Source organism: Frankia sp. CgKIO3 (genome assembly GCF_977946435.1).
On the sequence record NZ_CDWTMO010000112.1, the window covers coordinates 1 to 14,264 of the forward strand.

At 72.7% G+C, this 14,264-nt stretch carries 14 protein-coding genes, 1 pseudogene and 1 riboswitch; of the genes and pseudogenes, 6 read left to right on the forward strand and 9 right to left on the reverse strand.

Features of this window, described 5'->3' with window-relative positions; all coding sequences use genetic code 11:
- The 5 genes and pseudogenes from AC08OJ_RS13380 to AC08OJ_RS13400 form a co-directional block, all read left to right on the forward strand.
- On the forward strand, nucleotides 1–494 hold a 494-nt coding region (locus AC08OJ_RS13380), incomplete at its 5' end, for a hypothetical protein (RefSeq protein ID WP_476595889.1).
- A 372-nt stretch (nucleotides 495–866) separates the two neighbouring features.
- Nucleotides 867–2,126 (forward strand): annotated as a pseudogene (locus AC08OJ_RS13385) (beta-ketoacyl reductase); the annotation flags it as partial.
- A gap of 421 nt (nucleotides 2,127–2,547) precedes the next feature.
- Complete coding sequence (locus tag AC08OJ_RS13390) at nucleotides 2,548–2,916, forward strand: alpha/beta fold hydrolase (RefSeq protein ID WP_476595890.1); 369 nt, start codon at nucleotides 2,548–2,550, stop codon at nucleotides 2,914–2,916.
- Complete coding sequence (locus AC08OJ_RS13395) at nucleotides 2,814–3,074, forward strand: alpha/beta hydrolase family protein (protein WP_476595896.1); 261 nt, start codon at nucleotides 2,814–2,816, stop codon at nucleotides 3,072–3,074. Before AC08OJ_RS13390 ends, AC08OJ_RS13395 begins: the two co-directional genes overlap by 103 nt.
- Nucleotides 3,075–3,239 (forward strand): hypothetical protein, encoded by a 165-nt coding sequence (locus AC08OJ_RS13400; RefSeq protein ID WP_476595891.1) that lies wholly within the window; start codon nucleotides 3,075–3,077, stop codon nucleotides 3,237–3,239. It abuts the gene before it with no gap.
- A gap of 261 nt (nucleotides 3,240–3,500) precedes the next feature.
- On the opposite strand, the gene AC08OJ_RS13405 is transcribed toward AC08OJ_RS13400, so the two are convergent.
- Together AC08OJ_RS13405 and tnpA are read right to left on the reverse strand one after the other, a co-directional pair.
- On the reverse strand, nucleotides 3,501–4,229 hold the full coding sequence (locus AC08OJ_RS13405) for an RNA-guided endonuclease InsQ/TnpB family protein (protein ID WP_476593210.1): 729 nt from the start codon (nucleotides 4,227–4,229) through the stop codon (nucleotides 3,501–3,503).
- Nucleotides 4,226–4,648 (reverse strand): IS200/IS605 family transposase, encoded by a 423-nt coding sequence (gene tnpA / locus AC08OJ_RS13410; RefSeq protein ID WP_476595892.1) that lies wholly within the window; start codon nucleotides 4,646–4,648, stop codon nucleotides 4,226–4,228. Before tnpA ends, AC08OJ_RS13405 begins: the two co-directional genes overlap by 4 nt.
- Nucleotides 4,649–4,842: 194 nt before the next feature.
- Here tnpA and AC08OJ_RS13415 point away from each other — a divergent pair, with 194 nt between their 5' ends.
- The gene (locus AC08OJ_RS13415; protein ID WP_476595893.1) at nucleotides 4,843–6,324 is read left to right on the forward strand and encodes an acyl-CoA synthetase; all 1,482 of its coding nucleotides are present in this window, start codon (nucleotides 4,843–4,845) and stop codon (nucleotides 6,322–6,324) included.
- A gap of 39 nt (nucleotides 6,325–6,363) precedes the next feature.
- Here AC08OJ_RS13415 and AC08OJ_RS13420 read toward each other — a convergent pair whose 3' ends face one another.
- The 7 genes from AC08OJ_RS13420 to AC08OJ_RS13450 all read right to left on the reverse strand — a co-directional run bounded on the left by AC08OJ_RS13420 (nucleotide 6,364) and on the right by AC08OJ_RS13450 (nucleotide 13,255).
- Nucleotides 6,364–8,316, reverse strand: a complete 1,953-nt coding sequence (locus AC08OJ_RS13420; RefSeq protein WP_476593207.1) for an ABC transporter ATP-binding protein — start codon at nucleotides 8,314–8,316, stop codon at nucleotides 6,364–6,366.
- Nucleotides 8,294–8,806, reverse strand: a complete 513-nt coding sequence (locus AC08OJ_RS13425) for a lasso peptide biosynthesis B2 protein (protein ID WP_462186037.1) — start codon at nucleotides 8,804–8,806, stop codon at nucleotides 8,294–8,296. Before AC08OJ_RS13425 ends, AC08OJ_RS13420 begins: the two co-directional genes overlap by 23 nt.
- Nucleotides 8,803–9,120 (reverse strand): lasso peptide biosynthesis PqqD family chaperone, encoded by a 318-nt coding sequence (locus AC08OJ_RS13430; protein ID WP_476595894.1) that lies wholly within the window; start codon nucleotides 9,118–9,120, stop codon nucleotides 8,803–8,805. The genes AC08OJ_RS13425 and AC08OJ_RS13430 overlap by 4 nt, the downstream gene beginning before the upstream one ends.
- A gap of 22 nt (nucleotides 9,121–9,142) precedes the next feature.
- Nucleotides 9,143–11,029: an asparagine synthase-related protein gene (locus tag AC08OJ_RS13435; RefSeq protein WP_476593205.1), complete on the reverse strand. Its 1,887-nt coding sequence runs from the start codon at nucleotides 11,027–11,029 to the stop codon at nucleotides 9,143–9,145.
- The gene (locus AC08OJ_RS13440; RefSeq protein ID WP_476593204.1) at nucleotides 11,026–11,136 is read right to left on the reverse strand and encodes a lasso RiPP family leader peptide-containing protein; all 111 of its coding nucleotides are present in this window, start codon (nucleotides 11,134–11,136) and stop codon (nucleotides 11,026–11,028) included. Before AC08OJ_RS13440 ends, AC08OJ_RS13435 begins: the two co-directional genes overlap by 4 nt.
- 290 nt (nucleotides 11,137–11,426) lie before the next feature.
- Nucleotides 11,427–12,263 (reverse strand): AfsR/SARP family transcriptional regulator, encoded by an 837-nt coding sequence (locus tag AC08OJ_RS13445; RefSeq protein WP_476595895.1) that lies wholly within the window; start codon nucleotides 12,261–12,263, stop codon nucleotides 11,427–11,429.
- A gap of 224 nt (nucleotides 12,264–12,487) precedes the next feature.
- Nucleotides 12,488–13,255 (reverse strand): peptidoglycan-binding protein, encoded by a 768-nt coding sequence (locus tag AC08OJ_RS13450; protein WP_476593202.1) that lies wholly within the window; start codon nucleotides 13,253–13,255, stop codon nucleotides 12,488–12,490.
- A gap of 481 nt (nucleotides 13,256–13,736) precedes the next feature.
- Nucleotides 13,737–13,890, reverse strand: a riboswitch (cyclic di-AMP (ydaO/yuaA leader).
- Nucleotides 13,891–14,264 lie beyond the last annotated feature (374 nt).

Here is a 14,264-nt window from a genome sequence, read left to right on the forward strand (position 1 = left end):
TGCGGAAAACAAGCCCAGACGCCGACGCCCAGAGCACCGAGAGTACCCAGAGCACCCGGGACGCCCAGAACACCCGCGACGCCCGCGACACGGTGGCCGCGGCGGCGTCCCGTGCCGGCCGCCCCGAACCCGACGCCCTCCTCACTGCCCTGGCCGAACTGCACGTCCACGGCGTCGACGTCGACTGGCGCGCCCTGTACCGAGGACGCGGCGCCCGGCACCGGGAGCTGCCCACCTACCCGTTCCAGCGCAGGCGCTACTGGCTCGACGGGACCACCGCCGTCCCCGCGCCCCGTAGCCCGACCGTCGGGACGGCCCGCGCGGCAGGCCCGGACGGCTGGTCCTACCGCACCGAGTGGCGGCCCCTGGACTCCGCGGACGTCACCACCGCCGTGACGGCCCAGGCCACCGCGGCGCCACCGCTGTCCGGCGTGTGGCCGGTGCTGACCCCGGCCGCCGGCGTTGACGAGGACATGCTCTCCCGCCTCTGCTAGATCATCGAACGCCTCGGCGGCACGGCCGTCACCCTCACCCTCACCGGCGACGACGCCGACCGCGCCCGGGTCGCGGCGCTGCTGTCGAACGCCGTACTGCTGTCGAACGCCATGCCGCCGTCGGGCGGCGGCCTCGCCGGGAAGAAGATCGGGAAGAAGACGGTGCAGGCGGTACGCGGCGTCCTGTCCCTGCTCGCCCTCGACGACACGCCGCACCGCATCCATCCGGCACTGACCACCGGGCTCGCCCTCACCGTCCCGCTCGTCCAGGCGCTGCACAACCTCGACGTGCCCGCACCGCTGTGGTGCGTCACCCGCGGCGCGGTCACCACCGGTCCCGACGACCCCGTCACCGCCCCGGACCAGGCCATGATGTGGGGACTCGGCCGCACCCTCGCTCTGGAGGACCCCAGCACCTGGGGCGGTCTGATCGACATCTCGACCGACCTCGACGATCAGACGCTGGCGTGGTTCGGCTCCGCCCTCACCGCCCCCGGCGGCGAGGACCAGCTCGCCGCCCGTGCCACCGGGCTGTTGGTACCCCGCCTCGTCAGGGCCGACACCGTCCTACCAGCCGACACCGTCCCACCAGCGTGGCGGCCCCACGGCACGGTCCTGATCACCGGTGGCGCCGGCGCCCTCGGCGCGCATGCCGCCCGCCGGCTCGCCCGCGACGGTGCGCGCCGGATCGTCCTCGTCAGCCGCCGTGGCCCCGCGGCTCCGGGGGCGGAGGAACTACGCGCCGAACTCGCCGCCCTCGGCGCCGAGGCGATCATCGAGGCCTGCGACGTGGGAGAGCACGAACAGCTCGCCGCTCTGCTGCGGAGACTGGCCAAGGCGGGCCTGCCGGTGTCCGCCGTCGTACACGCGGCCGGTGTCATGGGACAGGTGACCGCCCTGCACAAACTCGATCTCGGGGAGTTCGCGGAGGTCGTGGCCGGGAAGGTCGCCGGCGCCGCCGGCCTCGACCGGCTACTCGACGGGATCGACGGGATCGACGGGATCGACGGGATCGACGGGATCGACGGCACCAGGCTGGAGGCCTTCGTCCTGTTCTCGTCGGTGTCGGCGACCTGGGGCAGTGGCGGCCAGTCCGCTTACAGCGCGGGCAACGCCTACCTCGACGCCCTCGCCGCGCGGCGGCGCGCGCTCGGTCTCGCCGCCACCTCTGTCGCATTCGGCCCGTGGGCCGACGCCGGAATGGGCGCCGAGGCCACGTTCCGTGACTACCTGGGCCGCCGTGGCCTGACCCCGCTGCCCCCCGACGCAGCGGTCACCGCGCTCACCCGGGCGGTCGCGGGCGGGCAGGCCGCGCTCACCGTCGCCGACGTCGACTGGGAGCGCTTCCTCCCACCCTTCACCGCCGCCCGCCCTGGGCATTTCTTCGACGATCTATGGAGCCGGTCCACGACGGCCGGACCCGAGGGGGACGCCGAGCCGACCGGCACCGACGCGCCCCCCGCCCGAGTGGACTACGGGACGCTGCCCGGGCCCGCCCGCGCCCGCGCGCTGTTCGACCTCGTGCGGGCGGAGGTCGCGGCCATCCTCGGGCACCCGTCGCCCGACGACGTGGACCCACAGCGCCGCTTCCTCGAACTCGGCTTCGACTCACTGGCCTCGGTGCAGCTCAGCCGCCGACTGGCCGCCGACTGGCCGCCGCCACCGGCCTCACCCTGGCCACGCCCGTTGTCTTCGAGCATCCGACGGTCTGCGAGCTCATCCGCCATCTCGACGCCCTCGACGCCCTCGCCACCCAGCGGCACCCAGCGGCACCCAGCGGCACCCAGCGGCACCCAGCGGCACCCAGCGGCACCCGGACATCGTGCCCGGCAGGCCCCCCGCGCGGGCCGGGACGCAGGTCGCGCCGATCGGCGTGCGCGAGCTGTACCGACAGGCGTGCACGGACGGCAAGTTCGCCGAGGGCGTCGGTGTCCTGCGGGCCGCCGCCCGGCTCAGGCCCGTCTTCCGCACCGTCGAGGCCTTCGGCGCGCCCGCCGCGCCGGTGAGACTCGCCTCGGGTCCGGCCAGGCCCACCATCGTCTGCCTGCCCTCGATGATCGCCCCGTCGGGACCGCACAACTTCGCCCGCCTTGCCCTGCACCTGCATGGCCGGCGGGACGTGTACGCGCTGCCGCATCCCGGATTCGGCGACGGGGAGCTGCTTCCGGCCACCGCGGATCTCGTCGTTGACCTGCATGCCGAGACCATCGCCCGGGCGTTCGACGAGATCCCCATCGTGCTCGCGGGTTACTCCTCGGGCGGCTGGCTGGCACATGCGATCGCGGCCCGGCTGGAGGCCCGCGGGATCCGCCCGGGGCGGTGGTGCTGCTCGACACGTGGCTACCCGGGGACCGCATCCCCGAGGGCGACATCCAGGAGGAGCTTCGCGGCGTCGCCCTCAACGACCAGGCCTTCGCGCTGATGACGGAGGCACAGGTCACCGCGCAGAGCGCCTACCTGGACCTGTTCGAGGGCTGGCGGCCGACCACCGTCGACGCGCCGGTCGTCCTCGTCCGGGCGATGGAGCGCATGCCCCAGCAAGCGGTCGCCGAGAACCCTGACGGGGAGGGCCAGGCCTGAGTGACCGACTGGGTGATGGAGCACGAAAGGCTCGACGCCGCCGGCAATCACCAGACGATGATGAACGAACACGCCGCCTCCACCGCCGCAGTCCTCCACCAGTGGCTTGCAGAACTGGGCCGGCCCACGGAACCGGACCGGCCCACGGAACTGGAGCGGCGCTGATGCGGTGACCGGTCTACCCCCGGGGCCCTCGGGTCACCGGACCTCGGGTCACAAGGCGGCCAGCGCCGGCCTGAGGACGCGTTCGTAGAAGTCGCAGAAGCCGCCCTGATCTGGACCGATCTGGAGCAGGGCGACTTCGGTGAACCCGGCGTCGGCGAACCGCCGGATCCCCGCGACGAACGGCTCCGGGTCGGGCCCGTGCGGGATCTTCGGGGCAAGATCCTCCGCGTGACTACTCCGACGTCTAAAGGCGCCGGCTTCTCAGGCAGCTTGCGCTGCCTGAAGGGCCAGCCCGGCCCTGAGGATGTTGGTAGCCGCGTTGACGTCGGCGTGCGCGCTGTGGCCGCATGCCTGACAGACAAACGCGGCCTGTGTTCTGCGGTTCCCGGCGGCGCAGTGGCCACATTCGGCGCAGGTACGGGACGTATTGGCGGGTGGCACCCCGACGACGGCCCGTCCGGCGCTTTCAGCCTTGGCGTGCAGCACGGTGAGGAACACCCCCCATCCCGCATCGAGGATGCTCTTGTTCAGCCCCGTCTTGGCGGCCTGCCCGTTCGACAGGAAGACACCGGGCGTCTCCGGGTCGGGCCTGGGCATGATCCGGCGGGTCATGCCCTTGATGTTCAGGTTCTCCACGGCGATCAGGTCGTGGTCGCGGACCAGCCCGAGCGCGGTCTTGTGGGCGAGGTCGAGACGCTGCCGGACGACGGCGCAGTGTTGCGCCGCGACCCGCGCGACGGCCTTGCGGCGCCGCTTCGAGCCGCGCTGCTTGCGGGACAGGTCCCGCTGCGCGGCGGCCAGCCTGCCCGCCGCCCGCCCGGCGAACCGGGGATTGCCGTAGCGGACCGTCGTCCGGCTCGGATGCCGGTAGGCGTCGCGGCGTTCCTGAAGGGCGGCGTTGTAGAGCGCCCGGTGGTCGTCGAGCATCGCGCCCAAGGCGGCTGTCTGGTGGCCGGTCGGGCGGAGCTGGAACCTGAAGGTCCGTCTCACCGGGCGGCTACCGGCCGCCACGGCCGTTCGTTCTGCGTGTCGATGTACCGCCGGACCGTGTCGGCGGAGACCGCGCCGACAGTGGCGACGAAGTACGACCGCGACCACAGGGTGGGCAGCCGGGACCGCAGGTGCGCGAACTCGGCGCGCAGCACGTGGGACGTGAAGCCCTTCACCTGGTTGGCGATGTACGACGGGGCGTGCTTTGGATGAGCCTTCACGAACAGGTGCACGTGGTCAGGTGCGATCTCCAGCGCGACGACCGGCCAGTCGTGCTCGGCGCACTTCTCGCGCAGCAGCGCGTCCAGCCGGTCACGGACCGGGCCGACGAGTACCGGCCTGCGATATTTGGGGCACCAGACGACGTGATAGCCAAGGTTGTAGGCCCCGCCCGCGCCCGTCGTCACCCACCACCCCACGCCACCGACTATATCAGCATGGCCGGCATAACCGTTACAGTCCGTACCGGATTCCCCTGTCGCCTGAAAGCGACACTCCCCCCGGAGGCGACTGGTGGTTCGATGCTCCGGCTGTGAATCGACGCGCACAGCACCTCGGCGGCGGTCTGGGCGGAGCTGAGCGTCGATGGGTTCAGCCATGGGATTATGACGGAGTGACGCTGTTCCCACTGCCAGCCGTCGAGCACGACGGCCCCGCCGTCCAGGTCGGGGAGGTCGAGTTCACCCGCGCCGAGCTCTTCGCGGCCGCGTCCGTCGTCGCCGGTCGGGTGGCCGGCGCGCCGGCGGTGGCCGTGCACGCCGAGGCGACGATGGCCACCGTCCTCTCGGTCGTCGGCTGCCTGCTCGCCGGGGTGCCGGCGGTACCCGTGCCGCCCGACTCCGGGCCGCGTGAACGCGGTCACATCCTGCGCGACTCGGGCGCCGCCCTGCTGCTCGGCAGCCCCGCCTGGGACGACCTCACGATCCCCACCGTGCCGGTCGATCTCACCGCACGGTCGGGGGCTGCCGGGTCCACGTCCGGGTCCACGTCCGGGTCCGGGTCCGGGTCCGGGGGGACCGGACCGGCGCTCATCCTCTACACCTCCGGGACGACCGGAGCCCCCAAGGGCGTGGTGCTGTCCGCCCCGGCCATCGCCGCCGATCTGGACGCCCTCGCCGACGCCTGGGCCTGGACGCCCGAGGACACGCTCGTGCACGGACTGCCGCTGTTCCACGTCCACGGCCTGGTCCTGGGTGTGCTCGGGGCGCTGCGGGCCGGCAGCCGGTTGATCCACACCGTCCGCCCGACCCCGACGGCGTACGCGGCGGCCGGGGGGACCCTGTACTTCGGCGTGCCGACCGTGTGGTCCCGGGTCTGCGACGATCCGACCACCGCTCGCGCCCTGGCCTCGGCCCGGCTGCTCGTCTCGGGCAGTGCCCCCCTGCCGAGGCCGGTGATCGACCGGCTCGCCGGCCTCACCGGCCTCGCCCCGATCGAACGGTACGGGATGACCGAGACGTTGATCACTATCAGCGCCCGAGCGGACGGGGAGCGCCGGGCGGGCTGGGTCGGCACCACCCTGCCGGGAGTGCGGACCCGGCTCGTAGACGACGAGACGGGGGCCGAGCTGCCCGCGGACGGGGAGAGCATCGGCGAGCTGCAGGTCCGCGGTTCCACCCTGTTCGACGGGTACCTGGGGCGCCCGGAGGCCACCGCCGCGTCGTTCACCGCGGACGGCTGGTTCCGCACCGGCGACGCCGCGGTCGTCGCCCCGGACGGCCACCACCGAATCGTCGGGCGCCGATCCACCGACCTCATCAAGAGCGGCGGTTACCGGGTGGGCGCGGGCGAGGTCGAGGCCGTGCTGCTGGCCCACCCGGCCGTGCGCGAGGCCGCCGTCGTCGGGCTGCCGGACGACGACCTCGGGCAGCGCATCGCCGCCTTCGTCATCGCCCCCGGCCTGGCCGGTGCGGCGGGCGGGACACCGAGCGAGACGGCGAGCGAGACGACGGCGAGCGAGGCGCTCATCGACTTCGTGGCGCGGGAGCTGTCCATCCACAAGCGGCCCCGGGAGATCCACCTGGTGACCGAGCTCCCCCGCAACTCGATGGGCAAGATCCGCAAGTCCGCCCTGGCTCCCCCGGAAACGCCCTGAGGGCAGGTCACGGCGTCGAGGAGAGCGTGCTCGGGGCGCTCACCCCACCGGGGCGGGAGGCCCTGCGGTCCCTGCTCGCCCGCGCCCTGGCGGGCTGACCGGCCCGGCGGGGCTGGCGGGACCGGCCGGCAGGCCCGTGGCGAGGCCGCGGTAGAACGCGCTGGTCGCCATCAGCTCCTCGTGCGGGCCCTGCGCGACCACGCGGCCCTCGTTCAGCACGAGGATGAGATCCGCAGCCCGCACCGTGGAGATCCGGTGGGCAATGACCAGCAGTGCCCGCTTGGCGGCGATCCGGCGCATCGCGCGGGTGAGCGCCTGCTCGTTGACGCTGTCCAGCTGGGCCGTGGGCTCGTCCAGGAGCAGCACCGCGGGCTGAGCGATCAGCGCGCGGGCGATCGCGACCCGCTGCCGTTCCCCGCCGGAGAGCAGCACACCATGATCACCAACCGGGGTCCGGAGCCGCTCGGGCAGCCGGTCGGTGAAGTCCCGCAGCCCCGCCGTGGCCAGGACCGCGGTGATCTGCTCCTCGGTCGCCTCCGGCGCCGCGTAGGTGATGTTGTCCCGCAGGCTGCCGTGCAGCACCGGGGTGTTCTGCTCGACCAGCCCGACCCACCCGCGGGCGGTCGCGCGGGGCATCGCGCGGACGTCGTGGCCGGCGAAGAGGATCATTCCGGCGTCCGGCTCGTAGAAGCGCTCGACGAGCTCCAGGATGGTGGACTTGCCGGCACCGGACGGCCCGACCAGCGCGACGTGCCCGCGGGACGGCACCGTGAACGACACCCCGCGCAGCACCGGCGTCTCCGCGTAGCCGAACCAGACGTCACGGAACTCGATCGACGGCACCTGCGGATTCGGCGGCTCCCTGCGTGACAAGGACAAGGATGACACTCGTGACGAGGGTGAGGGTGACAACGGTGCCGGCGGGCGCGTCCCGCCGGGGGCCGCGGCCGCCACGGGGCGCAGCGGACCGTGCACCGGCTCGTCGTCGCCCTCCCGGGGCAGCGCGAACACCGCGTTGACCCGCGACAGCGCCCCCATCCCCCGCTGGATGGTCGCCGCCGCCTCGATGATCTGCGACAACGGCATCACCAGGTAGGTGGCATACAGCAGGAAGGCGACCAGGCTGCCGAGCGAGGCCGAACCGCGCGCCACCAGGATCCCGCCGACCAGGAGCACGACCAGCACGCTTCCCTGCACCGCGAGCTGCATCGCGGGGGCGATGATCGAGTCCAGCTTCGCCATCCGGATGCCGGCCTGGTATGCGGCCGCGGCGTGGTCGCCGATGCGCGCGGCCTCCCGCCCCTCGGCGCGGTTCGCCCGCACGGTACGGATCGCGGTGAGGGCGCGCTCCAGGTCGGCGGTCATGCCGCCGACGCTGGCCTGCCCGCGTTCGGACACCGTCCTGATCCGGGACAGCGCGCCGAGTACCACGACCCCGGCCACCGCCACCACCCCGAGCACGAGCAGGAACAGCCAGGGGTTCAACCAGATCATCAGGGCGACGGCGCCGACGACGCCGATCACGCTGGTGACCAGGGAGGTGAAGCTGTACGCCACCGCCTCCCGCACCACGGTCGTGTCGGTATTCGCGCGGGAGATCAGATCCCCGATCCGCCGCGTGTCGAACACCCGCATGCGCAGCCGCAGCAGGTGGCCGATCAGGCTGGTGCGCAGGCCGAGCAGGACGCCCTGGCCGACGCGCTCGAGCAGGTAGTGCCCGGCGGTGTCGATCATCGCCTGGCCGACGAACAGACCCAGCAGCGCCCCGATGAGCCAGCCGGGAATACCCCCCGCCTGCGCAGCGTCGATCACCCGCATCACGAGCAGCGGTTGGAGCACCCCGACGGCGGTGCCGACCACGGTCAGCGCCGTGGCGATCGCCACCGCCCCGCGACGGCCGCGCAGCAGCGCCCAGAGTTCCGCGACGCCCCGCAACGCGGGCCCCCGGGCAACTCCCTGGCCCTCCCCCTCAACGACGTACGCCCTCGTCACGAGGCACGCCCCTTCCGCGAAGCCCGCCACTCCCACGAAGCCCGCCCGCGCGACGCGGCCCGGTTCCCGTTCCCGGACCGACGCTGAGCAGCGGCCGCAGGTAGCCGGCCGGCATCGACTCCCCCACGATCACTCCGTCCGCCTCGACCCACGCGTGCGCGGCGAACGGCGCGATGGTGCGCACCCCCACACGCCACGTCGGGAACGTTCCGGTCAACCGGCACAGCAGGGCGGTCGCTATCGAGCGGGGAACGCAGCCCCGCGCGCCGCGGCAGGTGAGGCTCACGGCTGTCACCGCCTGCCGGGCGGCGAGCGCGGTGTCATAGTCGGCCGGGCGGGCGCCCGCGCCCACCTCCGTGAGCACCCGGCAGATGCGGGCCGGCGACTGGGTCGCGAGCACCCGCGCGATCCCCACGGCGACCAGCGCGCCGAGCCGACGAGCGAGGGACGGTTTCGCCTCCGGCCGCTCGACCACCATCGGCGCGGTCACCGGGCCTGCGCCCGAGGATCGCAGACCGCCTCGGTCTCGGGTGACCATCGGGGTTCGGGCTCAGCCTCGATGAGGCCCACGTCCGCGAGTTGGGCGAGCAGACCCTCCACGTCGCGGCGCGCCGTCTCCGGGTCAACCTCGCTGGCCTCACACAGCCCGCGGGCGGCGGCTGCCGTGTCGCCGCCGTCGAGCAGGGTCCGCAGCACCAGGGCACCCGAGGGGTTGAGGGTCCAGTACCGGCCGTTGTCGATATGGAGGAGCACCGCTCCGTACTCGGTCGGCGCCCACACTACGTCAGGCCGCAGCGTCACCATGATCACTCACTCCTCCGGTAGCTCACTCACTATCTCCGGTAGCGCAGTCAGGGCTCCGCCGGCTCGCGAGCACCCGCAGCCACGCGTCCACCGCGAACGTCGGTTGCAGCGCCTGGTGGCGATGACCAGGTACGGACGAAGATCGGCACGCCTGGCGCAGCGCGTCCGGCTCGATCAGGCCGAGATCGGCCAACGGGCTGTCATCGCACAGCTTCACCAGGACGTCCTGGCTGGCGCGCAGGCCCTGATCCGCCTTGGTCTCGCGGCGCAGGCATTCCTGCGGCACCACCCGGCGCATGGCCTCCTTCAACAACGGTTTGTACTCCCACGGACCGGTGCGCTCCTCGGGCCGCACCGCCAGCGCCGCCCGGACCACCCGATCGTCGAGGAAGGGGGCGGCGAGCGGCGGGCCGACCGGATCGGCGAGCTGGTCGAACAGCCGGAACACCGCCGCGCCGGCGCGGATGGCGAAGAGATCGGCGTGGCCGTCCCGGGTCTCGGCCAGCGGCCAGGCGCGCCGGGCGGCCTCCGCGAACGCTCCGGCCAGCAGGTCGAGGGCCGCCGGCGTGAGCCAACCCGGGACCACAGGCGGAAAGGCCCAGTCGAGCGGGGCCAGGACGCCCGGGTGGGATCGGCCGAAACCGGAGGAACCGGAGGAACCGGCCGGACGGTGGGCCTGGTCGACCGTGGCGCGGCGGGCCTGGTCGAGCGCATCGGCCATGTCGGCGAGGCAGTCCCGGTAGCCGCGCGGCCACATCATCCGCAGACACGCCATCCGCGGCCAGCCCTCCTGCGCTCGGTGTCCGCGCAGGTCGTGCAGCGCCCGCCAGGGCCGGCGGCGCAACAACCGGGGGAGGTAGGCGGGACAGCCATAGGCGACCTCGTCGCCACCGAACCCGGTGAGGTGCACCCGCGGCCCGTACAGCGCGACCCGGTCAAGACCCGCGCGCAGCTTCGCCCGGTCGACGATGCCGACGAACGGCCGGTCGAGCGGTTCGTCGGCGTCGGCAATGCCGTCGTAGACGAGGGGAAGCCCGGCGGCGGGCAGGACCTCGCGCGTGACGCCGGGGAGCGTGGCCGCGGCCCGCGCGGCCCACTGGGCGTCGTCGTCACCGGGATCGCGGGCGATCCCGGTGAGCGCGACCACGTCGGCGGGGCCGCGCGCGGCCAGGCAGCACACCGAGGTGGAGTCCAGCCCACCCGACAGATCACAGCTCACCGTCCCGCCGCCGGCGACCCGCGCCGCCACGGCCTCGGCGAGAGCCGCCCGCAGGGTCGGCGCCCCCTCCGCACGGGACCGCACCGGTGCCGGTCGACGCCACCACCGCAGGACAGTCGCCTTCTCGTCAGGGCCGACGAGAAGGTAGTGATCCGGGGGCAGCGCGTCGATCGACTCCCAGAGCACCAGGTCGTCGAGCGGATGGGGCGGTGACGGGTCGAGCGGCGACAGAGCCAGCGCCGCCCGGTTCAGCGGGGCGCCCGTGAGCCGGGCGAGCACGTCGGCGCGGTCGGCGGCGACCAGCTGGCTGCCCAGCCGGGCGGTGAAGACCCGCCGGGTTCCCGTCGGGCTGCCCTGGATACGACGGTGGCCGTCGATGTCGGCGATCACGTGGTAGTCGCCGGCCACCGCGCGCGCGAGGTCGAGAGCATGCACGTCACGGGCCGAGAGAAGCAGCCGCAGGAGCTGTCGCGCGTTGGTCGCGGCACACCCGATCAGGGCCAGTCGCGAGCGCCCGGCGACGGCACTGACCATGGCGTCGTCCGGCCAGTTGCCGACGATCCACGGCCGCCCGGAGGCGTACCGCAGCATGCGACGGACCCCCGGCGGACGCACGACGGGATCACGGTCGGCCAGCACCAGAAACCAGCAGGACGGAATCGGGACCACCGCCACCCCGGCCGCCGTCACGCAAAACGCCGCCAGAAATAGTCACGCCCCCAGCCCCAGCGGCCGTTCGTCACTGCGGCGAAGCTGCCGGCATCCTCCAGTCGCGGGGGGAGGTAGGTAGCCTTCATCGTCTTCTCCTCAGCGGTTTCCGCGCGCCCGCGCTGTGACGCGCACCCTTGCGACGCGCACCGGTGGCGATACACGACGGCGCCGCGCCCGTGGCGCGGGCGCCGGCCAGCTGGTCCGGCCCGTCTGGTTGAAATTCCCCCGCCGGGTTCACTGGCGGTTCAGCTGACCTCCGGTGGTGAATTTGGGGGACCTGAGCACGGTCTGCGGTCCCTGGACCGTGCTCAGGTCCCCATAACTCGGCCGCCGCACGACTCGGCCGCCGCACGACTCGGCCGGAACGGCCGTGGTATCAGGTGATCCACGAGTCCGGATTCAGTACATGCTGATGGGCACGCCGCAGTTCGACACCGGGCTCGATCCCGAGTTCGGTCACCAGCCGCCGGTAGACCGTCTGGTACTCGGCCAGTGCCTCGGCCCGCCGGCCGGTGTGTTCCAACGCGAGGATCAGTTGGGCCCAGAGACGTTCCCGGGTCGGATGTTCGACCGTGAGCGCCCGCAGGGTCGGCAGCACCCGATCGTACTCGCTGAGGGCCAGGCGGGCGTCGATCAGGTCCTCGCACACCGCCCAGCGAGCCTCCTCCAGCCGGAGGACCTCCGCGCCTGCGATCTCCGCCGGGAGCTCGTCGAACGCGTCCCCCCGCCACAGCGCGAGGGCACCTTCGAAAAACCCGGCGGCGCGTTCCGGTGAGCCGGCACGCACGGCGGCGCGGCCCTGCTCAGCGGCCGATTCGAACCGCTTAGCGTCGATCTCACCGGGCGCGACGACCAGGCGGTACTCCCCCGGCCGGCTCTCGATGCGCCCGGGGCCGTTCCCCCCGGCTCCGGGCGTGCCCAGGGGCGGCCCGAGGGTGTGCCGCAGCTCCGAGAGATAAGTCTTGATGTTGCCCCCAGCGGAGCGCGGCGGGGCATCCTGCCAGAGCGCGAGCCGCATCCCGTCCACACTCACCCACTGGCCGGCGTGCAGCAGCAGGGTCAGCAGCAGGATGCGCTTCTTGCGCTGGTCGATGCGGACCTGCTCACCCGAGGATCGCCGCACCTCCAGCGGTCCCAGGACCGCGAACAGGAGGCCGGCCCCGGTCGCGGAAGATGCGTTCGGACTCGCCTCAGATAGGTAGTCGTCGAGCATCGTGGCTCTCATCGATCGGGCCCCCGTTTCGGTTTTCCCGTGCGGGCCGGCTGGTCCCGCCCAGGCCGGTGCCATCTCCCGGCCCGGTGCTGGCCCGGTGGCTGAATACCCCCAGCTCACCCCGGGTAGTCATCCGGTGCATGCGGATATCGAGCAGCGCTCTCGGGCGGGTCGGGAACACCGCCCGACAGCGCCGGCGCCCGGTCGGCGGGCCTCGATCAGGGTCAGATCCCGAGCTTCGCCCGCGTCTGCGGCCCGACGATCCCGTCGACCACCAGACCGTGCTTCAGCTGGAAGTCCTTGACCATGTGGTTGGTCTGGTACCCGAACTTCCCATCCACGCTGATCGGGTAGCCAAGGCTGGCTAGCCTCTTCTGGATCTGGTGGACGTCGAGGTGGAACCTGAGGCCGATGGCCAGCGACGGGTAGCGGGCCGCAGGCGCCACCACGGCCGCACGCGCCGGGGCAGCCGCACGCGCCGGGGCAGCCAGCGAGGAGTAGGAGACGTTCGTGAACCGTGCGCCGCGCGAGACGGCCGCCGCCGCTGCCTGTCCCCGGGCCAGGTAGCGGTAGTGCATGCCCTTGGTGTAGGCGCTCCAGGCGGTGATGCCCTGGCCTTCACAGACCTTCTTCGCCGCCCAGGCGTTGACGGTTGGGTCGTAGAGGTTGCGGTTACCCACCCAGCCGGCGTGGGCCCGCATGTTGATCTGCCACAGGCCGCGCGAGTCCTCGCCGGAGGTGGCGTGGGCGTAGGGGTTGCCGCCGGACTCCGCAAGAGCCACCTCGACCCAGGTGGCCAGCGGGACGCCGCGGCAGCCGGGCAGTCCCGCGTTCGCGGCCGCGCTGGCGATCGTCACATCGGGGACCGTGGTGGCAGCCCTGGCCGGGCTCGCGGTGGCGAGCATGCCGGCGCCGGCGCCGATCACACCGACGGCGGCGACAACGGCGCCCCGGGTCCGGGTGGAATTTTTCCGATGCTTTCCCTTGGCCATTTCTTTGACATCTCATTTCGGTGTCGTCGAGCACAGACTAGTGATCGAGGGGAGGGATGCCGCTCGAAGGAGGGCGAGCGGAGACGACCGCGCTGGAGAAGAGCAGCACCCAGTGCCGGTCCCCCGGTGCGCCGAGGGTCCGTCCGGGGACGACCGATCGACGCACCCTGAGGATTCCGGGGTCGATGGGCTGAGCAGCCCGGCAGGCGGCCGCGGTCATTCCGTTCCGGGCCTGGCGGGCCCGGTGGACGGCAGGGGTCAGCCGACCACGGATGACGAGGTCAGGTGGCTTTCAGCCGAGCTGGTGGTATCGCGCGTCAGCGCGATCGGCCGGTACGGGCACCGACCGGATGGCACGTTCTCGCGAAGACGTCAGGGCGAGAACGGCGCCCAATATGGCGGGGACGCACCGCGGGTCGCGCCGAACGGCGTCACGGTCCAGAAGACCGGAGCCGAGCGTTCCTGAAACACAGGCAACGTCGAGTCCTTCCCGTACGCCTGCGAGGTTAGCTGTCGGGTTCGGGCCGGGAAGCCCGGCCGTTTCCGCGGCGTGCGCGTAACGGCTTAACCCCAAGGGCGGCCCGCAACGAGCCACCCGGAGGAACGTGGTTCCCCCGCTTCTGCCCAAGGTCTCTCGGAGGGAGCTCCGGACCGTGGGCAGAACTCGGCGTCGGCCCGGAGCTGTTGATACCTCGCAACCGTAGCGAACTACAAACCGTAGTGACAAGTACGAGTTGCGCCGAATCTGGGCGCATGTTGGTCACGATACGTGCATAACGCTGCAGTGCCGCAACTCTCGGACATCAATAGCAGCTACCGGTAGCGACACAGATCACCCGTCACGACCGGATCTTGGCGATATGACCGGCCTGTCGCGACGGGGACCGGTAGTCACGGGGACCGGTAGCCACGAGGACCGGTAGTCACCGGGACCGCCCGGCCGCCCGGCAATCCCTGCGCCCCCGCGCACCCCGGCAACCCCCGGCGGGCGGGAAACTTGGACCGGGGG

Excerpts from the sequence above, each read along its gene's own strand:
- AC08OJ_RS13390 (WP_476595890.1), top strand. The coding sequence starts at position 2,548 with ATGATCGCCCCGTCGGGACCGCACAACTTCGCCCGCCTTGCCCTGCAC.
- AC08OJ_RS13430 (WP_476595894.1), bottom strand. The coding sequence starts at position 9,120 with ATGGTGACGCTGCGGCCTGACGTAGTGTGGGCGCCGACCGAGTACGGA.
- AC08OJ_RS13440 (WP_476593204.1), bottom strand. The coding sequence starts at position 11,136 with ATGAAGGCTACCTACCTCCCCCCGCGACTGGAGGATGCCGGCAGCTTC.
- AC08OJ_RS13445 (WP_476595895.1), bottom strand. The coding sequence starts at position 12,263 with ATGCTCGACGACTACCTATCTGAGGCGAGTCCGAACGCATCTTCCGCG.
- AC08OJ_RS13450 (WP_476593202.1), bottom strand. The coding sequence starts at position 13,255 with ATGGCCAAGGGAAAGCATCGGAAAAATTCCACCCGGACCCGGGGCGCC.